The 22931-nt window shown below is 67.4% G+C and carries 22 protein-coding genes; 14 read left to right on the top strand and 8 right to left on the bottom strand.

Going from position 1 to position 22931, the window contains the following annotated elements:
• Window positions 1-12: 12 nt before the first annotated feature.
• A complete protein-coding gene (locus tag HNP52_RS09845) occupies window positions 13-492 on the bottom strand; it encodes an RNA pyrophosphohydrolase (protein ID WP_184166194.1) in 480 nt (159 codons plus the stop codon).
• Window positions 493-612: 120 nt separating this feature from the next.
• Between HNP52_RS09845 and HNP52_RS09840 the strand changes: the two genes are divergently transcribed.
• The 7 genes from HNP52_RS09840 to HNP52_RS09810 all read left to right on the top strand — a co-directional run bounded on the left by HNP52_RS09840 (window position 613) and on the right by HNP52_RS09810 (window position 8838).
• Window positions 613-1509 carry a histone deacetylase gene (locus HNP52_RS09840; RefSeq protein WP_184166192.1) on the top strand — a complete coding sequence of 299 codons (897 nt, stop codon included), beginning with the start codon at window positions 613-615 and terminating at the stop codon, window positions 1507-1509.
• A gap of 79 nt (window positions 1510-1588) precedes the next feature.
• A complete protein-coding gene (locus HNP52_RS09835; protein ID WP_184166190.1) occupies window positions 1589-3532 on the top strand; it encodes a 2-oxoacid:acceptor oxidoreductase subunit alpha in 1944 nt (647 codons plus the stop codon).
• A 167-nt stretch (window positions 3533-3699) separates the two neighbouring features.
• Complete coding sequence (locus HNP52_RS09830; RefSeq protein ID WP_184166187.1) at window positions 3700-4074, top strand: hypothetical protein; 375 nt, start codon at window positions 3700-3702, stop codon at window positions 4072-4074.
• A 10-nt stretch (window positions 4075-4084) separates the two neighbouring features.
• A complete protein-coding gene (locus HNP52_RS09825; RefSeq protein ID WP_184166184.1) occupies window positions 4085-5119 on the top strand; it encodes a 2-oxoacid:ferredoxin oxidoreductase subunit beta in 1035 nt (344 codons plus the stop codon).
• Window positions 5120-5239: 120 nt separating this feature from the next.
• Window positions 5240-6391, top strand: a complete 1152-nt coding sequence (locus tag HNP52_RS09820) for an acyltransferase family protein (protein WP_184166181.1) — start codon at window positions 5240-5242, stop codon at window positions 6389-6391.
• Window positions 6392-6430: 39 nt separating this feature from the next.
• The gene (locus HNP52_RS09815) at window positions 6431-7660 is read left to right on the top strand and encodes a cyclopropane-fatty-acyl-phospholipid synthase family protein (RefSeq protein WP_184166178.1); all 1230 of its coding nucleotides are present in this window, start codon (window positions 6431-6433) and stop codon (window positions 7658-7660) included.
• Window positions 7657-8838, top strand: a complete 1182-nt coding sequence (locus HNP52_RS09810) for a serine hydrolase (protein WP_184166175.1) — start codon at window positions 7657-7659, stop codon at window positions 8836-8838. The genes HNP52_RS09815 and HNP52_RS09810 overlap by 4 nt, the downstream gene beginning before the upstream one ends.
• A gap of 119 nt (window positions 8839-8957) precedes the next feature.
• On the opposite strand, the gene HNP52_RS09805 is transcribed toward HNP52_RS09810, so the two are convergent.
• Window positions 8958-9671: an SDR family NAD(P)-dependent oxidoreductase gene (locus HNP52_RS09805; RefSeq protein ID WP_184166172.1), complete on the bottom strand. Its 714-nt coding sequence runs from the start codon at window positions 9669-9671 to the stop codon at window positions 8958-8960.
• Between the two features lie 7 nt (window positions 9672-9678).
• Window positions 9679-11139, bottom strand: a complete 1461-nt coding sequence (gene purF / locus HNP52_RS09800; protein ID WP_184166169.1) for an amidophosphoribosyltransferase — start codon at window positions 11137-11139, stop codon at window positions 9679-9681.
• Window positions 11140-11270: 131 nt separating this feature from the next.
• Here purF and HNP52_RS09795 point away from each other — a divergent pair, with 131 nt between their 5' ends.
• The 7 genes from HNP52_RS09795 (at window position 11271) to HNP52_RS09765 (ending at window position 17152) form a co-directional block, all read left to right on the top strand.
• Entirely contained in the window at window positions 11271-11522 is a 252-nt protein-coding gene (locus tag HNP52_RS09795; RefSeq protein ID WP_184166165.1) for a Rho termination factor N-terminal domain-containing protein, read from the top strand.
• Between the two features lie 31 nt (window positions 11523-11553).
• The gene (gene hisI, locus HNP52_RS09790; RefSeq protein ID WP_184166162.1) at window positions 11554-11910 is read left to right on the top strand and encodes a phosphoribosyl-AMP cyclohydrolase; all 357 of its coding nucleotides are present in this window, start codon (window positions 11554-11556) and stop codon (window positions 11908-11910) included.
• On the top strand, window positions 11907-12416 hold the full coding sequence (locus HNP52_RS09785) for a hypothetical protein (RefSeq protein WP_184166159.1): 510 nt from the start codon (window positions 11907-11909) through the stop codon (window positions 12414-12416). The genes hisI and HNP52_RS09785 overlap by 4 nt, the downstream gene beginning before the upstream one ends.
• Before the next feature lie 146 nt (window positions 12417-12562).
• Window positions 12563-12982 carry a MerR family DNA-binding transcriptional regulator gene (locus HNP52_RS09780; protein WP_184166156.1) on the top strand — a complete coding sequence of 140 codons (420 nt, stop codon included), beginning with the start codon at window positions 12563-12565 and terminating at the stop codon, window positions 12980-12982.
• A gap of 17 nt (window positions 12983-12999) precedes the next feature.
• Complete coding sequence (locus tag HNP52_RS09775; RefSeq protein WP_184166153.1) at window positions 13000-14802, top strand: acyl-CoA dehydrogenase C-terminal domain-containing protein; 1803 nt, start codon at window positions 13000-13002, stop codon at window positions 14800-14802.
• Between the two features lie 429 nt (window positions 14803-15231).
• Window positions 15232-15711, top strand: coding sequence for a PH domain-containing protein (locus tag HNP52_RS09770; protein WP_184166150.1), 480 nt, complete (start codon window positions 15232-15234; stop codon window positions 15709-15711).
• The gene (locus HNP52_RS09765; protein WP_184166135.1) at window positions 15704-17152 is read left to right on the top strand and encodes a PH domain-containing protein; all 1449 of its coding nucleotides are present in this window, start codon (window positions 15704-15706) and stop codon (window positions 17150-17152) included. Before HNP52_RS09770 ends, HNP52_RS09765 begins: the two co-directional genes overlap by 8 nt.
• Before the next feature lie 128 nt (window positions 17153-17280).
• Here the strand turns inward: HNP52_RS09765 and HNP52_RS09760 are convergent, their stop codons facing one another.
• The 5 genes from HNP52_RS09760 to HNP52_RS09740 all read right to left on the bottom strand — a co-directional run bounded on the left by HNP52_RS09760 (window position 17281) and on the right by HNP52_RS09740 (window position 22923).
• A complete protein-coding gene (locus HNP52_RS09760; protein ID WP_260396044.1) occupies window positions 17281-18720 on the bottom strand; it encodes a cell wall hydrolase in 1440 nt (479 codons plus the stop codon).
• 92 nt (window positions 18721-18812) lie between these two features.
• Entirely contained in the window at window positions 18813-19124 is a 312-nt protein-coding gene (locus HNP52_RS09755; protein ID WP_184166127.1) for a hypothetical protein, read from the bottom strand.
• 75 nt (window positions 19125-19199) lie between these two features.
• Window positions 19200-20120: a cysteine synthase A gene (gene cysK / locus HNP52_RS09750; protein WP_184166125.1), complete on the bottom strand. Its 921-nt coding sequence runs from the start codon at window positions 20118-20120 to the stop codon at window positions 19200-19202.
• Complete coding sequence (locus HNP52_RS09745) at window positions 20117-21448, bottom strand: MFS transporter (protein ID WP_184166123.1); 1332 nt, start codon at window positions 21446-21448, stop codon at window positions 20117-20119. Before HNP52_RS09745 ends, cysK begins: the two co-directional genes overlap by 4 nt.
• An 83-nt stretch (window positions 21449-21531) precedes the next feature.
• Window positions 21532-22923: an MFS transporter gene (locus tag HNP52_RS09740; protein ID WP_184166121.1), complete on the bottom strand. Its 1392-nt coding sequence runs from the start codon at window positions 22921-22923 to the stop codon at window positions 21532-21534.
• Window positions 22924-22931 lie beyond the last annotated feature (8 nt).

Genomic DNA, 22931 nt, shown 5'->3' with positions numbered 1-22931 from the left:
ACTAGGGCAGGATCAGACGAGATGTTGTCCAAAGACGGTCAACAGTTCCTTATATAGCGCCCGCTTGAACGGCACGATCAGCTCGGGGAGATCTTTCGGCTCGGCCCAGCGCCAGGCGCGGAACTCGGGCTCGGCGGTCTGGATGTTGACGTCGCCGTCCTCGCCGAGGAAGCGGAACAGGAACCAGCGCTGGCGCTGGCCGCGCCACTTGCCCTTCCAGATCCGACCGGCGAGGTCCTCGGGAAGGTCATAGAACAGCTCGTCCGGGGCCTCGGCCACCAGCTCGGCAAGCTCGCGGGCCACGCCCGTCTCTTCCCACAGTTCGCGCCAGGCTGCCTCGAGTGCATCCTCGCCAGGATCGATCCCGCCCTGCGGCATCTGCCAGGCCTCGACCACGGAATCGAGCCGCTGCCCGACGAACACCTGGCCATGGCGATTGAGCAGCATCGCGCCCGCGCAGGGGCGATAGGGAAGAGAGGCGATATCGGTCATGGGCGCGCATTACCCCTATCGTCATCCCGGCGGAAGCCGGGATCTCGTGCGGCTCTTTTCCCGCGCCTCCGCCTGAGATCCCGGCTTTCGCCGGGATGACGCGATACTTACGTTGGACAAGTGATCCACATCGTCCACCACCCCGACTATGTCGCGCCGGCACCTGCCCGCAGCCAGTATCAATGGAACAAGAACGGCCTGGTCCGCGACCTGCTGCGCGAGGAAGGCGCCGCCTTCACCTGGCACCAGCCCGACCCGATGCCGCGTGGCTGGCTGGAGGCGGTCCACGACCCTGACTATGTCGAGGAAGTGCTCAGCGCCGCGGTGCCGCCCGAGAAGGAACGCCGCATCGGCTTCCCGGTCACGCCCGAAGTCGCTCGCCGATCCCAGGCCGTTCCCGGCGGCACCTGGCTCGCCGCCCGGCTCGCACTCGAACATGGCTTCGCCGCGAACACCGCCGGTGGCAGCCACCACGCGCTCGCCAATACCGGCGCGGGCTTCTGCGTGTTCAACGATCTCGCCATCGCCGGCGTGCGCCTGGCGGAGGAGGGGCATCGCGTCCTGATCGTCGACTGCGACGTCCATCAGGGCGACGGCACCGCCGCGCTGACCGCGGGGCGCCCGGAGATCGCAACCTATTCGATCCATGCCGAGAAGAACTTCCCCGTCCGCAAGGCGCGCTCCACACTCGATGTGCCCTTGGCCGACGGGGTGGGCGATACGGAATATCTGGAAGCGCTCGAGCGCACCCTCATCCCGCTGCTCGAAAGTTTCGCACCCGATCTGGTTCTATATCAGGCGGGTGTCGATCCGCTCGCCGGCGACCGGCTTGGCCGCCTCGGGCTCAGCTACGAAGGGCTGATCGAGCGCGACCGGTGGATTTCCGGCGCCATGACGTCACGTGGCATCCCCTTCGCCAGCGCATTGGGCGGCGGCTATGGCGAGGATGCGCTCGAAGTCTCGCGCCGCCACGTCGCCTCGATCCTGGCGCTGGGGGAGGGCGTGTCCCGGCGCTGATCCGCATTTTCCGCTTTGGGTTGAGGGAGATTGGAGCGTAGACATCTGCACAACGATATAAAATTGCAGGAGACAGGCTGTGGCGACTGCCGCGCATACGCTCACGCCCGAAGAGGCGTCGGCGCATCCCGCACCTGAAGCGATCGTGGTTCGTTTCGCCGGCGACTCCGGCGATGGCATGCAGCTCACCGGCGGCCAGTTCACCCTCTCCACCGCGCTGGCCGGCAACGACCTCGCCACGTTCCCCGATTTCCCCGCGGAGATCCGCGCGCCCCAGGGCACGTTGTTCGGTGTCTCCGCCTTCCAGATCAACTTCGGCTCGGCCCGGATCGATACGGCGGGCGACCAGCCCGACGTGCTCGTCGCGATGAACCCGGCGGCGCTCAAGACCAATGTCGAGGCGCTCAAGCCCGGTGGCCTGATCATCGCGGACGAGGGCGAGTTCGGCCAGCGCAACCTCGACAAGGCGAAATATCCCGCGAACCCGCTCGAGGATGGCAGCCTCGCCAAGTGGCAGCTGCTCCGGCTCGATATCTCGCAGCTCACTCTCGACGCGGTGAAGCCCTTCGGCCTGGGCAACAAGGAGGCGCTGCGCTGCAAGAACATGTGGACGCTGGGGCTGGCGCTCTGGATGTTCGACCGCGATCGCCAGCCCTTGGTCGACTGGCTCAAGGCCAAGTTCGCCAAGGCCCCCGATCTGGCGGATGCCAATATCGCCGCGCTGAACGCCGGCCATGCCTATGGCGAGACCGCCGAGCTCGGCGCGATGGGGATCAGCCAGCGCCAGGTCGCCGCCGCGCCTGCCGAGCCGGGCCTGTACCGAACCGTCACCGGCGCGGAGTCGATCTCGCTGGGTCTGGTCGCGGGGGCCCAGCTCGCGAACCTGCCGATGTTCTTCGGCGGCTATCCGATCACCCCGGCCAGCGCGATCCTGCACACGCTGTCGCGCTACAAGGAATACAACGTCACCACCTTCCAGGCCGAGGATGAGATCGCCGCGGTCGCCTCGGCGCTGGGCAGCGCCTATGCCGGCAGCCTTGGCGTCACCTGTTCCTCGGGGCCGGGCATCGCGCTCAAGACCGAGGCGATCGGCCTGGCGATCATGACCGAATTGCCGCTGGTCATCGTCAACGCCCAGCGCGGCGGTCCCTCGACCGGACTTCCCACAAAAACTGAGCAGTCCGACCTATATCAGGCTGTCTACGGCAGAAATGGTGACGCGCCGGTGCCGGTGCTCGCCGCCCGCTCGGCCGCCGACTGCTTCGACGTCGCGATCGAGGCGGTGCGCATCGCCACCCAGTATATGACCCCGGTGATGCTGCTCACCGACGGCTATCTCCAGAACGCCGCCGAGCCCTGGAAGGTGCCGGACATGAGCAGCTACGAGCCATTTCCGGTGGCGTTCCACACCCAGGTCCCGCCGGAGGGCGAGAAGTTCCAGCCCTATGCCCGCAACGACAAGCGCGCACGGCCCTGGGTGAAGCCGGGCACGCCGGGCCTGCTCCACCGCATCGGCGGCATCGAGAAGGCACAGGGCACCGGCAATATCGACTATTCGCCCGCCAACCATCAGGCGATGACCGACATGCGCCGCGACAAGGTGATGGGCATCGACGTGCCCGACCAGCCGGTCGAGCAGGGGCAGGCGGGTGGCAAGCTCGTCGTCGTCGGCTGGGGCTCAACCTATGGGCCGATCGCCCAAGCCGTACGGCGGGCGCGGTCAAAGGGGCATGACGTCAGCCATGTCCATATCCGCCACATCTGGCCGCTTCCGAAGAATCTTGGTTCGCTGCTAAAGAGTTATGAGCATGTCCTCGTGCCGGAAATGAACACCGGCCAGCTCAAGACGCTGCTGCGCGATCAGTACCTCGTCGATGCCAAGTCGCTCACCAAGGTCTCGGGCCAGCCCTTCCGCATCGCCGAGATCGAAAAGGCCATCGCCCGGCATATCGGCGTGGACTTCGACGAGGAACTCCCGCCCAGCAATAGCCAGCTCCCGAGCCCGGAGGCGGTGAACCCGTGATCCGCGCGACGAGTTTGCTGATCGGGCTACTGCTCACGGCCTCTCCCGCTGCGGCGCAGAGGACCGTGATGTCCCCGAACGTGGTGGCCCATATCAAGGCGTTGCCCACGCAGCTGGCTGGACTCTCGCCCGATTACGGCGACAGCAGCAGCGGATATGGAGGCCCGATGCGGGCCTATCGGGGCAACACCCCCCTCGATCCGGTCATCGCCGTCGTCCTTGCCGACGCTCCGCGGATGAGCGACTGGCACGCCTTGGCCGAGGATGGCCGCGCCGGCCCGCGCCAGGCCGGAGTGATCGACACGCTGTTCGAGGGCAAGTTCAGCCTCGACGGCCGCCCGCCTGGCCGCAACTTCTTCGGCGACTATCTGACGAAGCAGGGCATCAAGCAGAGCTGGATCGCCGATGTCGATGGCGTCCGCGTCACCGTGCTCGCCACCATCTACCGCGCCGAAGACCGCCGCCGGGTGTTCGACGCCATCCGCCGCGACCTGCTCGGCGGCGTGACGATGGAGAAGCTCTCCATCGCCGAAGCGAATTGAGGGAGATCGCATGAACGAGATCACGGCCATCCGCCCCAGCACCCCCAAGGACTGGGAGACCGACCAGGAGGTCCGCTGGTGCCCCGGCTGCGGCGACTATGCGATCCTCAAGGCGGTGCAGCGCACCATGCCCGAACTGGGCGTCGCGCCCGAGAACACCGTGTTCGTCAGCGGCATCGGCTGCTCGTCGCGCTTTCCCTATTACATGGAGACCTATGGCTTCCATACCATCCACGGCCGCGCGCCGGCGGTGGCGACCGGGGTCAAGCTCGCCAACCCCGATCTCGACGTGTGGATCATCACCGGCGACGGCGACGCGCTGTCGATCGGCGGCAACCACACGATGCACCTGCTCCGGCGCAACCTGAACTGCCAGTTCCTGCTGTTCAACAACGAGATCTACGGCCTCACCAAGGGCCAATATTCCCCGACCAGCCGCGAAGGCACCCGCAGCCCGTCCACGCCCTTCGGCTCGGTCGACCACCCCGCCAAGCCCTGCGCCTTCGCGCTCGGGGCAGGGGCGCGCTTCGTCGCCCGCGGGATCGACGTCCACAAGAACCTGCCCAGCGTGCTCAAGGCCGCCCATGCGCACCAGGGCGCGGCGTTCGTCGAGATCTTCCAGAACTGCATCGTCTACAATGACGAGGTCTTCGAGCCCTTCACCGCCAAGCCCAATGCCGCGGCCAACCAGCTCTGGGCCGAGCATGGCCAGCCCTTGCTCTTCGCCGGCGGCACCCGCGGCCTGGCGCTCGATCCCGAACGGCTCGTCCTCAAGGTCGTCGAAGTGACCGATGGCGACTGGCAGGGGGCAGGGGTGATCGTCCACAACGTCACCAACCGGGCGATCGCGCACATGCTGGTCGAGATGCCCTTCGGCCCGTTCCCCATGGCGCTCGGCGTGCTCTACGACGATCCCGCGCCGACCTTCGAGAGCGCCGTCATCGCCCAGAACAGGGCGGCGAGCGAAGGCAAGGCCGCCGATCTCCAGAAGCTGGTGTCGAAAGGCCAGACCTGGATGGTCGACAAGGAGCCGCACAAGCTCTGACTGTTATCGCTATCGGCTTGCATTGGCGGCGAACTGGCCTATCGCCCCGTTCATGTTGACCCGCGCATCCGCCGGCCTTTTTCCGCGTGAACTTGCGCCGGCGACAAGCGTCTTGTCCCGATGACCCCAGGCGACGGCACCTTCCGCACCCCCGCCGAGCGCGCCCGCCGCCACGACCTCGACGCGCTGCGGGCTGTGTTCCTGCTGTTCGGCATCCCGTACCACGCCTCGCTCACCGCGCGCCCGGGGCCGTGGATCGCCAATTTCCACGATCGCTCGATCGATTTCATCTACCTGGCGGACTATCTCCACCTGTTCCGCATGCCGGGCTTCTACATGATCGCCGGCTATTTCGCCGCGATGCTGCTCCAGAAGCGCCCGGTGGCGAGCTATCTGCCCTCGCGCCTCCACCGGCTCGTCCCGCCCTTCCTGGCCGGCACCTTCCTGCTCGTGCCGCTCATGCATTTCCTGCTGCTGTGCATCACCGGCAATCCCGACCCGCTCGGCCGCTGGTGGGAAATCATGACGATGACCGAGCGCAACCCGTTCGAGCATCTCTGGTTCGTCCAGGTGCTGCTCTACTGCACCGCCGGGCTTGCCGCTTTGGTCTGGATCTTCCCCGCGCTCGCCCATGCCGAGCTCAAGGGCGAGCAGCGCAACCTGGTCCGCTGGTTCATTCCGCTCACCCTCGCCACCGGCCTGGTACTCGGCCTGTGCGGCCTGGGCGCGCTCCAGCTCGAGCGCTATCGCTACCTGAACAATTTCGCGGTCAACTTCCTCTCGGCCCGCTACGCGCTCGACTATCTGCCCTGGTTCCTGCTCGGTGCGATCCTCCAGCGCATCCCGGCACTCGACCGGCGCTTTGCCCGCTTCTCCTGGATCCTGTTCCTCACCGGCCTGGCCGCGAGCATCATCGTCGCCTTCTATCCGCGCACGGTGCCGTTCCTCTGGCGTCCGGTACTCACCGGCGTCGCCGCGCTCTGCCTCACCCAGGCCTCGCTCGGCGCGCTGGCGCACTTCATCCATGGCGAGCGCCGCTGGGTGAAGGCACTCGTCTCCGCCTCCTTCGTGATCTACCTGTTCCACGAGCCGCTGATCGTGCTGGTCACGCCGGTGCTCGACCAGCTGCCGATCCCGCTCTGGCCGCGCTTCATCCTGCTCTGCCTGACCGCCTTTTTCGGCTCCTACGGCATCTGGAAGCTGATCAAGCTGAGCCCGGCACTGCGCTACCTGTTCAACGGCGAGCGCCCGAAGAAGCGTAGCAAAAGCTAGCTTGCCCGACTCACCGGCGCGTGCATTGTGCGCGACGCAATGCACGCGCCCCTGAGCCAGCCCAATCCCGACAAGCCGCGCCACTGGTCCGCACGCGCGCTCGCCCCCTTGTTCCGTGGCCAGCTCGACAAGATCGACGCCGGTATCGCCCGGGGCAGCCTGTCGCTCGGCCTGCCCGACGGCACTGCCCGCCTGCTCGGCGGCCGCGCAGAGGGACCCGCCGCGATCGTCGACCTGCGCAGCTGGCGCGCGCTGCTCCGCCTGGCGATCGGCGGCTCGATCGGCTGGTACCAGGCCTGGGCGCTCGGCGAATGGGCCAGCCCCGATCCGGTCCAGCTCTTCGCGCTGTTCGGCCTCAACCGCGCCGAACTCGCCCGACAGGCCCGCGCCACTGGCTTCTCCAAGGCGATCAAACGCCTGCTCCACTGGCGCAACCGCAACCATCGCGGCGGCTCGCGGCGCAACATCCAGTTCCATTACGACCTGGGCAACGACTTCTACCGGCTCTGGCTCGATCCCGGCATGACCTATTCGAGCGCGCTGTTCACCGCGCCCGGCCAGACGCTCGAACAGGCCCAGTACGAAAAGCTCGCGGCGATCCTGGCACGCACCAACACCAGCCCCGGCGACGAGATCCTCGAGATCGGCTGCGGCTGGGGCAGCTTCGCCGAACTGGCGGTGGCGCAGGGGCGCAAGGTCCACGGCATCACCCTGTCCACCGAGCAAAAGGCCTGGGCCGAAGCGCGGGTGCCGTACGATGCCCGCTTCACCCTGACCGACTATCGCGATGTCGCCGGCAACTATGACGCGGTCGCCAGCATCGAGATGGCCGAGGCGGTGGGCCAGGCCTATTGGCCCGCTTATCTCGATGCCGTTGCCGGCGCGCTCAAGCCCGGCGGCCATGCGGCGCTGCAGGTCATCACCTTCGATGACGCGTTCTTCGAGGACTATGCCGCGAACGTCGACTTCATCCAGGCCTATGTCTTCCCAGGCGGCCTGCTGCTGTCCGAGCAGCGCTTCGCCGCCCTCGCGGCCGCGCGCGGCCTGCGCACCCAGGACCGCACCGGTTTCGGCCTCGACTATGCCGAGACGCTGCGCCTGTGGCGCGAGCGCTTCGATACGGCGGTCGTGGCGGGCACGCTGCCTGCCCAATTCGACAGCAAGTTCATAGACTTGTGGCGCTATTATCTGATGTATTGCGAAGGTGGGTTCAGAGGCGGCGGTATCGACGTCGTCCAGCTCACCTTGGTGAAGGAGGAGGGGATATGAGGAAGTTGCTGCTGGCCGGCGCGCTCGCGCTCGGAACATTCGCGGGGCAGGGGGCGATCGCCCAGGCGGTCCAGTCGTCCGACGTGAAGCTGCAGACGGGCGACAATTCGGGCCTGCGCAAGGTCGGCGCCGAAGTGCTGTTCTGGAGCCAGGCCCAGCGCGACGCCAATTTCCCGCACATGGAACGGCTCTTCCCGGGCCATATCGTCAAGGCCGGCACCAGGGTCCGCGCGCTCCCCGCCGGCAAGCCGCTGGCGTTCCCCGATGCCGATCTCGACGCCTTCATCGCCCAGCAGAACATCGCCGGGCTGATCGTGCTCAAGGACGGCAAGATCATCCTCGAGCGCTATGCCCGCGGCTATTCGCGGGAGGGCCGCTGGACCAGCTTCTCGGTCGCCAAGTCGTTCACTTCGTCGCTGGTCGGCGCCGCGATCAAGGACGGCTATATCAAGTCGGTCGACGAGCCGGTGACCAAATACATCCCCGAGCTCGCCGGCAGCGGCTATGACGGCGTGACCATCGCGCAGCTGCTCACCATGACCTCGGGCGTGAAGTGGAACGAGGATTATACCGACGCCAGGTCCGACGTCGCCCGCATGTTCCTCGAGCCGGTTCCGGCGGGGGAGGACCCCACCGTCTGGTACATGAAGAAGCTCCCCCGCGAGTTCGCCCCGGGTGCGAAGTGGGTCTACAAGACCGGCGAGACCAACCTGATCGGCGTGCTGGTGATGCGCGCGACGAAGAAGCCGCTCGCCACCTATCTCAGCGAGAAGATCTGGCAGCCCTATGGCATGGAGCAGGACGCGTTCTGGATGGTCGATCCGTCCGGGCACGAGGTCAGCGGCTGCTGCCTGTCGGTGTCCCTGCGCGACTATGCCAGGCTCGGCCAGTTCGCGCTCGAGGGCGGGAAGGGCGTCGTCCCCGCCGACTGGTATCGCCAGTCGACCACCGCCCATGCCGATATCGGCGTGCCCGGCTACGGCTATGGCTATCAGTGGTGGACCTATCCCGAGGGCCGCTTCGGCGCCCAGGGGATCTTCGGCCAGACGATCCGCGTCGATCCGAGATCGAAGGTGGTGATCGCGGTCTCGGCGGCAGCGCCCAAGGCCAGCGACAGCGATTATGGCAAGGCGCGCACCGCGTTCCTCAACCGGCTGTTCGAGGCTGCGGCGAGATAGCGCGGGCCTGGCAAGTTAAACTGCTTCCCGGCGAAAGCCGGGGAGCAGGGTTTCTCTGCCATGTCGCTTGTTACTCTGGGCCCCGGCTTTCGCCAGGGAGCAGGAAGAGCCGAGAGCTCTCAGCCCTCGACCCGCTCGAAATGCCCAGCCTCGAACCCCGAGGCAGCCAGCGCTGCGATCCGCTCCGCCACAACCTCGGGCGCCTTCACCGTCGCCGGATCCTCGCCGGGGAAGGCGCGGGCGCGCATCTTGGTGCGGGTGGCACCGGGATCGAGGATGCCAACGCGGATACCGCTGATATGGGCGACTTCCTCGCCATAGGTCAGCAACAGGTTCTCGAACGCCGCCTTGGACGAGCCGTATACGCCCCAATAGGCGCGCGCGGTGCGGCCGACGCTGGAGGTCACCCCGATCACCCGCGCGCCGCTCGATGCCTTGAGCATCGGGTCGAACGCCGCGAGCATCGCCGCCTGGGCGGTGACGTTGAGCGTCAGGATCTTGGCATATTCCTTGAAATCGATTGCCGGCACCGCGCTCAGCGTGCCGAGCTGGGCGGCGTTGAGCACGAGCACGTCCAGCGCCGTCCAGCGGCTCAAGATCGCCTCGGCGAGCCGGGCGATGCTGTCATTCTCGGTCAGGTCCAGCGGGGCGATCGTTGCCGAGCCGCCCGCGGCGAAGATCGCTTCCTCGACTTCCTCGAGCCCGCCCGCGGTGCGCGCGGTCAGGATGACATGCGCGCCCTGGCTGCCCAGTGCGATCGCGGTCGCCGCGCCGATGCCCCGGCTCGCGCCGGTGACGAGCGCGGTGCGCCCCGAAAGTGCCCCCTCGCTCATCCCGGTCTTAGCCCACGCGCTCGTGAAGCAGCGCGAACTGGTCGGTCGGCGGGCCGTTCTCGTCCTGGTCGGTCAGCGTCGTCGGATATTCGCCGGTGAAGCAGGCATCGCAGTATTTCGGATGGATATCCGCGCGGTGCGCCTCGCCCAGCGCCTTGTACAGGCCGTCGATCGAGATGAAGGCCAGGCTGTCGGCATGGATGAAGTCGGTCATCCCGCCCACGTCCAGCTTGGCCGCGAGCAGCTTGGCGCGCTCCGGCGTGTCGACGCCGTAGAAGCAGCTGTGCCGGGTCGGCGGGCTGGCGATGCGCATGTGCACTTCGGCAGCACCCGCTTCGCGCATCATCTGCACGATCTTGAGGCTGGTGGTGCCGCGGACGATCGAATCGTCGATCAGCACCACGCGCTTGCCCTTGATCAGCTCGCGATTGGCGTTGTGCTTCAGCTTCACGCCCAGGTGGCGGATCTGGTCGCCGGGCTGGATGAAGGTACGGCCGACATAGTGCGAGCGGATGATGCCAAGCTCGAACGGGATGCCGCTCTGCTGGGCATAGCCGATCGCCGCCGGCACGCCGGAGTCTGGGACGGGGACGACCAGGTCGGCCTCGACCGGTGCCTCGATCGCCAGCTGCGCGCCGATCGCCTTGCGCACCGAATAGACCGAGCGGTTGTCGCTGATCGAATCCGGACGGGAGAAATAGACATACTCGAAGATGCAGGGACGGGCGCCGACGGGCGCGAACGGCTTGTGCGAGCTGATCTCGCCGCCCTTCACGATCACCAGCTCACCCGGCTCGACGTCGCGGACATAGTCGGCGCCGACCACGTCGAGCGCCACCGTCTCCGAGGCGAAGACGATCGTGTCGTCGAGCTTGCCCATCACCAGCGGGCGGATGCCCAGCGGGTCACGGCAGGCGATCATGCCCTCGGGGGTCATGACGATCAGCGAATAGGCGCCCTCGACCTGCTTGAGCGCGTCGATGAAGCGGTCGATCAGCGTGCGGAACTGCGAGGTCGCGACGAGGTGGATGATCACTTCGGTGTCGCTGGTCGACTGGAAGATCGCGCCGCGGCGGATCAGGTCGCGGCGCAGGCGCATCGCGTTCGAGATGTTGCCGTTATGCGCGATCGCGAAGCCGCCGCTGGCCAGCTCGGCATAGAGCGGCTGGACGTTGCGCAGCGAGGTCTCGCCGGTGGTCGAGTAGCGGACATGGCCGCAGGCGGTGTCGCCGTGCAGCCCGCGGATCACGTCGTCGCGGTCGAAATTGCCGGCGACATGGCCCATTGCGCGGTGGATGTGGAACTGGCGGCCGTCGAAGCTGGTGATGCCCGCCGCCTCCTGTCCACGGTGCTGCAGCGCATGCAGGCCAAGCGCGACCGCGGCGGCAGCGCCGTCCATGCCGGAAACGCCGAAAATGCCGCACTCTTCGCGCAGCTTGTCGTCATCGAACGGGTTTGTGGTAAGCATCAGCCCTCAAGGGGTTTTGAACTATCGAGCGGGCATATAGGCGCTTCGTCCCGGTTTGTCGCCCGCTTGTCACAAAGAAATGAACTTGCTGGCTTTTCCGGTGGTTTTTCAGGGCGAAAGGAGCCGTTCCCATGCCCGGACACGACCATGGACCCCAGATCAAGAACGACGAACTCTACGAGAAACTCCGCGATGAGGGGAACTCGAAGGAGAAGTCGGCGCGAATCGCCAATGCCCAGGCGGCAGGCACGCTCGACCATCCCGGCGGCACGCTCGAGAGCCGCTCGAAGGACCAGCTCTATGACGAGGCGCAGGAGATCGGCATCGAGGGCCGCTCCAAGATGGACAAGGACAAGCTGATCGAGGCCATCCGCGATCATTGAGGCCCGGCCCGCGCCGCGCTAGACAGCGCGCGTGGACAACGAACGCGAAACGGGCCTCGTGCTCGACCCGAAATATGACGCCGCCGGCCTGATCACCGCGGTCTGCACCGCACCCGACGGCACGGTGCTGATGCTCGCGCACATGAACGGCGAGGCGCTCCAGGCCACGCTCGACACCGGCGAGGCGACCTTCTGGTCGCGCAGCCGCGGCAAGCTCTGGAAGAAGGGCGAGACCTCGGGCCATATCCTCAAGGTCCTCGAGGCCCGGATCGACTGCGACCAGGACGCGGTCTGGCTCAAGGTCGAGCCGCACGGCCCCGCCTGCCACACCGGCGCGCCGAGCTGCTTCTACCGCATCGTCGAGGGCGGAAAGCTGGTCCGCGGATGAAGCGCGCCGGGCCGCTCCTCGCGCTGCTGCTCGCCGCCTGCTCCTCGGGCACGGCGCAGGAAAACAAGGCCCAGCCGCCCCAGGACCTGGAAAAGGCCGCCATCGAGCGCGGCCTCGTCCGCAACCCGGCGGACACCGACATCGCCGGCCTCTACGCCCGCGACACCGACCGCGTCTGCATCGTCCCCGACGCCGAGCTCGGCTACCGGATCGGCGCGTTCGTCGACTATGGCGACCGCATCACCTGCAGCGGCACCGGGCGGGCGAGCCGGGTAGGGGAGTCGCTCCATGTCGAGTTCGGCGAGGACGGCAGCTGCTCGTTCGATGCCAAATATGATGGCGACAAGATCGCCTTCCCCGGCGCGCTGCCGGACGGCTGCAACAAATATTGCGCAAAGCGCGCGTCCTATGCCGGCCTCGAAGTGACCCGGCTCAGCGAGTCGGCCGCCGAGGCCGCCGCGATGCGCGATGCGAACGGCAAGAGGCTCTGCGGCGGCGGCAACTAAGCATCATCCCGGCGAAAGCCGGGATCTCAGGCGAAGGCGCGGGACGGGCGCCGCACAAGCGCCCGGCTTTCGCCGGGATGACGGAAAGGTCGATTTCGGCCGCGCAAGCAATTGACGTTCACGTAAGGGGAAAGTATTTTATGCCCATGAACGCACCAGCTTTCCCGCTCGAAGCCCTGGCGCCGATCGAGCCGCGACCGGACCGCGACAGCTTCACCATCTCGGACCTGTGCGCCGAATTCTCGGTCACGCCCCGCGCGCTTCGCTTCTATGAGGACGAGGGCCTGATCGCCCCCGAGCGCCGCGGCACCGCCCGCATCTATTCGCACCGCGACCGCGCCCGGCTCGCCTGGATCCTGCGCGGCAAGCGCGTCGGCTTCAGCCTCGCCGAGATCCGCGAGATGATAGACCTCTACGATGTCGGCGACGATCGCAGCACCCAGAAGCAGGTCACGCTCGAGCGCTGCCTCGAACGCATCGACCTGCTCGAGAACCAGAAGCGCGACATCGACGCGCACATCGCCGAACTCCAGCAATTCGTCGAACTGCTCAAGAGCAGCGACTAACCCCGAGGAACCCTGAAATGCCCCAGTACACTCCGCCGGTGCGCGACACCCGCTTCATCCTCGAGCAGGTGATCGGCCTCGATCGCTACGCCAATCTTCCCGGTTTCGAGAACGCCACCCCGGATACGGTCGACGCCGTGCTCGAGCAGGGCGGCCAGTTCGTCGCCGAGGTCCTGTTCCCGATCAACCATTCGGGCGACCAGGAAGGCTGCAAGCGCCATGACGACGGCAGCGTCACCACGCCCGCCGGCTACAAGGAAGCGTACAATCAGTTCGTCGAGAGCGGCTGGGGCACGCTCAGCTTCCCCGAGGCGTTCGGTGGCCAGGGCATGCCGCACGTCATCTCCACCGCGTTCCAGGAGTTCATGATCTCCTCGAACATGGCCTTCGCCATGTATCCGGGCCTCACCCACGGCGCGGTCGCGGCCTTGCTGGTCAAGGGCTCGCCCGAGCAGCAGGAGAAGTACGTCCCCAAGATGGTCGCCGGCACCTGGGGCGGCACGATGAACCTCACCGAGCCGCAGTGCGGCACCGATCTCGGCCTGATCCGCACCCGCGCCGAGCCGAATGCCGATGGCAGCTATTCGATCACCGGCACCAAGATCTTCATCTCGTCGGGCGAGCATGACCTGACCGAGAACATCATCCATCTCGTCCTCGCCAAGACGCCGGGCGCGCCGGAGAGCAGCAAGGGCATCTCGCTGTTCGTCGTCCCCAAGTTCCTCGTCAACGACGACGGCTCGCTGGGCGATCGCAACGCCGTCACCTGCGGCTCGATCGAGCACAAGATGGGCATCCACGCCAACTCGACCTGCGTGATGAACTATGACGGCGCCACCGGCTGGCTCGTTGGCGAGGAGATGAAGGGCCTCGCCGCGATGTTCATCATGATGAACGCCGCGCGTCTCGGCGTCGGCCTCCAGGGCCTCGGCGTCGGCGAAGTCGCGCTGCAGAACGCTGTCCAGTACGCGCATGACCGCCGCCAGGGCCGTGCGCTCACTGGCCCGCAGGAGCCGAACGAAAAGGCCGATACGCTGTTCGTCCACCCGGACGTCCGCCGCATGCTGATGGAAGCCAAGGCGCAGACCGAGGGCATGCGCGCGCTCTGCCTCTGGGGTGCGCTCCAGGTCGATCTCGAGCATGCCGCCGCCACCGAGGAGGAGCGCCAGCTCGCCGCGGACCTGATCGGCCTGCTCACGCCTGTCATCAAGGGCGTCGGCACCGATATCGGCTACAAGGTCGCGACCGACAGCCAGCAGGTCTATGGCGGTCATGGCTACATCGCCGAATGGGGCATGGAGCAGTACGTCCGCGATGCCCGCATCTCGATGATCTATGAGGGCACCAACGGCGTTCAGGCGATGGACCTGGTCGGCCGCAAGCTCGCCATGAACGGCGGCCGCGCGGTCCAGGCCTTCTTCAAGCTGGTCGCCGAGGAAGCCGCCGCCGCCAAGGGCGACGAGAAGCTCGCCGCGCTGGCCGAAGGACTGGAGAAGACCCTCGGCCATCTCCAGGGCGCGACGATGTGGCTCGCCCAGAACGGCTTCAAGAACCCCAACGACGTCGGCGCCGGCGCCTATCCGTACATGCAGCTCACCGGCACGGTGGCGCTCGGCCTGATGTGGCTCCGCATGGCCAAGGCCGCCGCCGCCGCGCTGGCCACGGGCGAGGGCGACACCAAATTCTACGAAGCCAAGCTGGTCACCGCCCGCTTCTTCGCCGAACGCTTCTTCCCGGACGCCAGCGGCCTGCGCCGCAAGATCGAAGCCGGCAGCGAGACAGTGATGGCGCTCGACCCGGACCTGTTCCGGGCGGCCTAACGTCTCCAGCTCCCCTCCCTGGAAGGAGGGGAGCAGAATAGCGTTGAAGCGCTGAACGACGCCTTCAATCGTCATGCTGAACTTGTTTCAGCATCCAAACCACCACACAGGATATCGCCCGAGGCGCGTTGGACCTGAAACAAGTTCAGGGAGACGGTGGAAGCGAGGCCACCGAACCCCAAGGCAGCGTTGCGTCTACCCTCCAGCTTCCCCGGCGAAAGCCGGGGCCCAGGGTTTCTCCGCCGATCCGCTTGCGACCCTGGGCCCCGGCTTTCGCCGGGGAGCAGCAAGAACGCGCTGCGCTCGCGATCCACTGCCAATTCCTCCGGCCTCCGCCGGGAAATGGGAGTGGCAACAATGATCCCATCACCGCCGCTATGGTGCAGTAATACACTTGAGCCATACCCCGGGGAAGGCGATAGTGTTTTCATGACCTTGGCCATCGTACCGCTCACGCCGCTCGAGCGTGGGCAGCTTCACGTGATCCGCCTGCGCGCGCTGCGCAATGCGATCGTCCTGCTGGTGGCAGCCGGGGCGGCCGAGTGGTTCGTGCCGAACCTCCCCATGCCGGGCCTGTTCCTCGCCCCGGTCATCCTTCTCGCGCTGTGGATGGTCGTGCTCGCGCCGCCGCGCCGCTGGCGGCGCTGGGGCTATGCCTTCACCGGCACCGAGCTCCATGTCGAGCATGGCCTGTTCACCCGGGTCCACACGATCGTGCCGGTGCTGCGCGTCCAGCATATCGACGTCCAGCAGGATGTGCTGGAGCGGCTGTTCAAGGTCGCCACGCTTGTCCTCCACACCGCCGGCACCGACGACAATGTCGTGATCCTGCCCGGCGTCGCCCGCGCCACCGCCGAGGCAATCCGTGATGCGATCCGCGAGCGCATCGGCAGCGCCGCGCATGACTGAGGCCGAAGCGCGGCCCCAGCGCCTGCACGTCCTCACCGTGATCCTGCGCTTCATCAAGCGCGCGCCCTCGACGCTCGTCGTCCCGCCGCTGGCGCTGGGCTTTGCCGGCAAGGAATTCCATCCGGTACTGGCCTTCGGGGCCTTTGGCGCGATCGCGGCCGCCGTGATCCTGATGACCTTTCTCGACTGGTGGTGCTTCACCTACCGGATCGGCGCGGAGGAAGTGCTGATCCAGCAGGGCGTATTGCGCCGCAGCCGTCGCTCGATCCCGCGTGCGCGCATCCAGGACGTCTCGATCGAGCGCGGCCCGTTCGCCCGGATCGTCGGCCTGGCGCTGGTCAAGCTCGAGACCGGCGGGGGCGAGAAGGAGGAGGCCCATCTCGACAGCGTCTCGCTGGCCGAAGCCGAGCGGCTGCGCGCCTTGCTCCGCAGCCATTCGCCCGCCGCCGTGGCGCAGGCCGGCGATGCCGCCGCGCCGGAACCTGCCCCGGAGCGCCGCACGATCTTCGCCATGTCGCTCGGCCGCGTGCTGATCGAGGGGGTATTCGGCTTCTCGCTCGTCTGGATCGCCGCGATCTATGGCGGTCTCCATTATCTCGGCGAGATCCTCCAGCTCGATTGGGAGGAGCTGTTCGGCGAAGCCCAGCGCGTCGCCGTCGCGCGGTTCAGCATCGTCGCGCTGGTGCTGGTCGCCGGGCTTGCGCTGCTGGTCAGCCTGGTCGCCGGCATCGTCCGCACCCTGTTGCGCGACTATGGCTTCACGCTCACCCATGAAGCCGGGCGCTTCCGCCGGGTGCGCGGCCTGCTCACCCGCTCCGAAGTCGTGATCGCCGATCGCCGCATCCAGCTCGGCCTCGTCCATCGCGGCATGATCTCCGGGCGGCTGGGCTGGAACAGCGTCGAGGTGCAGACGCTCGGCGGCAGCACCGATCCCTCGGGCCGCCAGGGGCTCGCGCCCTTCGCCACGAAGGAGGAAGCGGCGGAGGTGCTCGCCGCCACGCCGCTGCCGACCTTCGAGCGCGTCGGGCTGCGCCCGGTGGCCCCGGCCCATATCCTTCGCTCGGCGCTGCGCCACGGCATGCCGGTCGCGCTGGTCTTCGCCATCGCGGGCTGGTTCCTGCCGCTGCTCTGGTGGGGGCTGCTGCTCGTGCCGGTCCCCGTGATCGTCGCGCTCTTCCAGCGCGCGCATCACCGCTATGCGCTGCGCGACACCAGCCTGCAGGTGATGCGCGGCGTGCTGTCCCAGCGCGACTGGGTGGTGCCCTTCGACTCGATCCAGACGCTTACCGTGCGCCAGGGCCTGCTCCAGCGCTGGCTCGGCGTGGCGACAGTCTCGGTCGATACCGCGGGCGCCAGCGGCTGGCACCGCCCCAATGTCAGCGACGCCCCGCTGGACGCCGCGCTGGCGCTGGCCGAGGCGCTGGCGGCGAAGGTGGACTAGCAGCAATCCCTCCCTCGATTCCCCTCTCTTCCAAGGAGGGGAGCAAAAGGGGCACGCCCCCTTGCAATGTAGGATTTCAGATGTTCCCCTGACCGGGCCGGCTTCTCGCCGGCCGCTCTTTCAACCGGTCAGGGAACGGGCGTCGGCCGCGGGGTCGGCGAGGGCCGGGGCACCGGCAGGCTGAAGCTCACCGCGCCCTTGCCCTGCGCGGGGACATTGGCGGGCGCGGTCGCCGGCGGGGCAACCGCGTCGACCTTGCGGCGCACGCCGGCCAGCGGCGCGGGCGCGCTCAGCGGGCCGGTGCCGGGCAGCGGCGTCGCGGCGGGCGCGGGGGCCGCCTCCGGAGCGGCGGCGATCTGGGCGCGCATGCACTGGACCGGGCTCGGGCGGCGGAACTGCTGGCAGTTCCACAGCGCCTTGGCGAAGCCCTGCGCCTCGTCGCGCAGGTAGCTGAACGACATGGTCGACACCTGGCTGCTGCCGAGCGGCAGCTTTGCCGGGGTCTGCTTGGGGTCGGCCCAGGCCATGAACTTGCAATAAGGGCGCTCGCCGCAGGTGCGGATCGCGAGCGCGGCAAAGGCGTCGGGGTTCATGCCGGCGGGCAGGGTGAGCATGAAGTTGTTCGATTCGCCGCCGCCTTCGACCGCCATCGGCGCGGGGATCGCGCTGGTCGGGATCGATGCGGGGTCGATGAACGCGCCGTCGCCGCCCGCCGCGCCGGGCAGCAATGCGTCGAGGGCCGGGTCGCTCTTGAAGTTGGCGGGGGACAGGCGGGCCATCAGGCCGATGTTCGGTTCGACGCCGGCATAGGTCCGGTTGAAGGCGGGCGGGGTGCCCCACCAGCCGCTCCAGCGGAAGAACAGGTGGGTATGGACCTCGGTGATCTTCTCCAGGCTGGCGCTCCAATAGGGGACGACCCAGTCGGTGTGGTAGTGGGTGGCGTGGCCGACGGGCTTGTACACCGATCCGGTCAATGCGCTGCGGGCGACATAGCGCGCGCGCTCCCAGGCCGCGGTTGTCGGCGTATAGCGCAGCATCGCCCCGTCACAGGTGAAAGTGAACTGGCAGCCGGTCGAGCGTTCGAATCCCTGGAACACGACGCCGCAGATGGTTTTCGGGAAAGCGGGATGCCTCGCGCGGTTGATGATCACCTGCGCCACGGCCCTTTCCCCCACGGCATCGTCGCCGGCCTCGTAATAGACCGCGGCAGCCAGGCAATCGACCGCACGTTCGCGACTGTCCTCGGTGCCGAAGATGTTGAACGGCCGGGCGGCGGGGTTGGGCAGGGTGGAGAAGGGGACCGAGGCGTTCCAGGCCCGCGCGTCATCCGGCGTGACGACCTGCAGCTCGACCGGTTCCACGGCCGGCAGCTCGTCCTTGGGCACCACCCGGTGCGAGACCTTCACCGGCGCCTTGGTCTTGCCGATGACGGTTCGGGGCGTGTGCGCGACGAGCCAGACCGGCCCCGCGATCGCCAGGAGCATGACAAGCCCGAGCACCGCCACGATCACGGGCGAGACGGGGCGCGAAGAGCCTGCAAAGCTGCGAGGAAAGGAAAGGGTCGCCATGGGGTCGCCGCCCATAACGCAGAAGCAGGCAGGTTGGAACCATTGCGGCGCCGAAACGCCGCAGGCTTCGGCTCAGCGCGGGACGGCGGGGTTCAGTCCGGCCAGAAGCCGGTGGCCTCGCACATGTCCCAATGGTCCGCCGCACCCAGCTTGCAGGCCGCCGCGGTGCTCTCGCCGATGCAGAGCTTCACTTCGCGCTGGTAGCGCTTGTAGCAGCTCTCCGGACGAGCCGGTGCCGCGGCCGCCAGCGCCACCGGCTTGTGCTTGATGGTGGAGACTGGGGCGGCCGCCACACCGCGCGCTTCGGCCGGCGTTTCCAGCCCGCGCTGCTTCCCCCCGAAAGCCAGCGGCCACCCCAGATAAATGGCAAGCATCACGCTCACCAGGATCATTGCATTGCGCACGACGAATTCCCCCCGGAAACGACGTTTTCCCCGACTCGGGAAAACTAGCGTTAATCGGGAGTTAATTCCAGTGCCTCAGCTCTCCGGAAGGAAGTCTGGAACGCTCAAATAGCGCTCACCTGTATCATAATTGAACCCGAGCACCCGGACGCCCTCCGGAAGATCGGGCAATTTCTGCAGAATCGCAGCCAGAGTCGCCCCCGAAGAGATGCCAACCAGCATGCCTTCCTCGCGTGCTGCACGACGCGCCATGTCCTTGGCGACACCGGCATCGACCTTGATCACGCCGTCGATCGCATCGGTGTGGAGGTTGCGCGGAACGAAGCCCGCGCCGATGCCCTGGATCGGGTGCGGGCCGGGCTGGCCGCCCGAGATCACCGGCGAAAGCTCAGGCTCGACCGCATAGACCTTCACCTTCGGCCACGCCTTCTTGAGCGTCTCGGCAACCCCGGTGATGTGGCCGCCGGTGCCGACGCCGGTGATCACCACGTCGATCGGGGTGTCGGCGAAGTCGTTGAGGATCTCCTGCGCCGTGGTGCGGTGATGCACGTCGATGTTCGCCGGGTTCTCGAACTGCTGCGGCATCCAGGCGCCCGGAGTCGTCTCGACGATCTCCATCGCACGCTCGATCGCGCCCTTCATGCCCTTTTCGCGCGGCGTCAGGTCGAAGGTCGCGCCATAGGCGAGCATCAGGCGGCGGCGCTCGAGGCTCATGCTCTCGGGCATCACGAGGATCAGCTTGTAGCCCTTCACCGCCGCGACCATCGCCAGGCCGACGCCGGTGTTGCCGCTGGTCGGCTCCACGATCGTGCCGCCCGGCTGCAGGCTGCCGTCCTTCTCGGCTGCCTCGATCATCGCCAGCGCGATGCGGTCCTTGATCGAGCCGCCCGGGTTGGTGCGCTCGGACTTGATCCAGACTTCCGCGTCCGGGAACAGCTTGCCTACCCGGATGTGCGGCGTGTTGCCGATCGTTTCGAGGATCGTATTGGCCTTCATGTCGTCATCTCCTTAGGAGGAATCTCAAGATTGGCCGGAGGATCGAAGGTTCGAGCCCGCCTCAACTCCGGAAATAGCTTGGCCCAGGCGATCGTGACAAGGATCGCGCCGATGCCGCCGCCAACCACAGCGGCGACCGGACCGATGAGCGCGGCGAGGAAACCCGATTCGGCCTCGCCCAGCTCGTTCGAGCCGGAAATGAACAAGGTGGACACCGCACCGACCCGGCCTCGCATCTCGTCCGGCGTATAGAGCTGGATCAGCGACTGGCGGACATAGACCGAGACCATGTCGGCTGCGCCGAGCACGAACAGCGCGAACAAGGCGATCAATACCGCCGGCGCGGTATCATGTCCGATCGCGCTCGGCCCCAGCACCGGTACCAGCAAGGGCGCAGAGAGGCCGAAGATCACCGTTGCGAAGCCGAACAGCGCCACCGCGAGCAGCATCTTCACGCCCACATCGCTCCTGAGCGGCCGCCAGGAGAAGAACACCGCCGTCAGCACCGCGCCCACCGCCGGCGCCGCGCGCAGATGCCCGAGCCCGGCCGAGCCGACCTCGAGGATGTCGCGGGCATAGACTGGCAGCATCGCCGTCGCGCCGCCGAGAAGCACCGCGAACAGGTCGAGCGAGATCGCGCCAAGCACGAGCCGGTTCCGCCGGACATAGTGCAACCCGTCGACCATCTGCGCCCAGGGGCTGCCGCTGAACTTGCGCGCGGTACGCGGCACGGGTCCGATCAGCATGAGCATGACCAGGGACAGCAGGAACAATCCCCCCGCCACCGCGTAGGAGAGCCAGTCCGCCGCCGCATAGAGATAACCGCCCATCGCCGGCCCGATCACGGTGCCGATCTGCCACGAGAGCGAGCTCAGCGCGATCGCGGTCGGCAGGATCGCCTTGGGCACGAGGTTGGGCGAGAGCGCGCTCAGTGCCGGGCTGGCAAAGGCACGCGCGACGCCGAGCAGCGCGGCAATGCCGAACAGGGCCGGCAGGCTGATCGTGTCGGTATAGGTCAGCACACCCAGGCTGATCGCGCAGAATGCTTCGAGCGCCACCGAGGCACGAGCGATCCAGCGCCGGTCGAGCCGGTCCGCGACCCAGCCGGCGAACAGCGATAGGAAGAGCAGGGGCAGGAACTGTGCGACGCCGATCAGCCCGAGCTGAAAGGCCGCTTCCTTCACCGTCATCGTCCGCCGGGCGATGTCATAGACCTGCCAGCCGATCACGATCACCATCGCCATCTGCCCGAGCGTGGCCGAGAGGCGCGCCAGGAAATAATAGCGGAAGTTGGGAACGGCGAATGGATGCGTTGCTTCGGCGGCCATGGAAGCGCCTCTAGGCCTTTCCGCGACGGAACCGCAACGAACGATTGCAGGCACGGCCGCCAATCACATCAAGATATGTTCGATCAGCGCAGCTTTGCCGGCTGGACGTCCTCGGTCTCGGCACTGCGGGGGTTGCGGATCGCTGGGCGCAGCCGCGCGAAGCTGCACAGCCCGGCAATGGTCGCCAGCCCGGCCGCGACGAGTGCGGGCACCGTCCCGCCGCCAATGCTCAGCGCCAGCAGCGCAGCCACCAGCGTCGCGCCCGTCGCCTGCCCCACCATCCGCGTCGTGGAGACCAGCCCGCCTGCCGCCGCCGCCCGATCAATCGGCGCCGAGCCGATGATCAGCCGGGCATTGGGCGACAGGAACATGCCGAAGCCGGCACCCGTGAGCGACATCCGCCAGGCGACGTCGAACCAGCTTGGGTCCGCAGGCAGGAATGCGAGGAAGATCAACCCGGCCACCGCGATCACCATGCCGATCGCGCCGAGCGCGCCCGCCGGATAGCGATCGGACAGCGAGCCGGCGAGCGGCGCGACGATCATCGTTGTGAGCGGCCAGGGCGCGATCACCGCGCCGACTTCGGAAGGCGCGAAGCCATAGCCGTGCTGGAGCCGGAAGGGCAGGGATAGCAGCAGCGTCATCGTCGCGATGAACGCGGTGAAGGCCCCGACCACCGACAAGGCGAGCACCGGACGCGCCAGCAGATCGACCGGCAGGATCGGCTTGGGCTCGCGCAATTCCCGCCGGACGAACAGCAGGCCGATCGTCGCGCCCGCAATCACCACCGCGCCCGAGACCACCGGGCTGTCGCCATGCACGGCGCTTTCCAGCCCACCGATCACCAGCCCAAACATGCCGGCACAGAGCAGCGCGCCCAGCACGTCGAACGGCTCGTCGCGCGGCTCGCTCCCAGGCAGGGCACGCCCGAACAACAGGCTGGCGATGGCGAAAGGTACGGCGGAGGCAAACACCCAGGGCCAGGGACCTATGGCCAGCACGAGCCCGCCAAGGGTGGGCGCGAGCGCGGCCGAACTGGAAACCACCACCGAGTTGATGCCCAGCCCGCGTCCGAGATGCTTGGCCGGATAGATCTGGCGGATCAGCGCCGAAGATACGCTGAGCGCTGCCGCCGCACCCGCCGCCTGCGCGGCGCGGACAATGAGCAGGAAGGGCAGGCTCTTGGCGAAGAAGCAAAGGACCGTCGCAACGGTGAAGACGAGCTGCCCGATCTGGTACATCCGCTTCAGGCCGATCCGCTCGCCTAGTCCGGCGAGCGGCAGCAGCAGCATGACCAGCACGAGCTGGTAGACCGTCACGATCGAGACCGCGGCAGAGCTCTCGATGTGCAGGTCGCGGGCGATGGTGGGCAGAGCCACGGTTGCGATGGCCCCGTCGATCACCACCAACGCCGATCCGAACGAAACGGCAGCGATCGCCAGGGTGCGGCGGGGCTGGGGGAGGCCATCGGTCATCGCCGTTC

The sequence above is a fragment of the Sphingomonas kyeonggiensis genome (assembly GCF_014204495.1).
GTDB lineage: Bacteria > Pseudomonadota > Alphaproteobacteria > Sphingomonadales > Sphingomonadaceae > Sphingomonas > Sphingomonas kyeonggiensis_A.
Note: the sequence above shows the minus strand (reverse complement) of the source record. Positions and strands in the feature narration are given on the sequence as shown.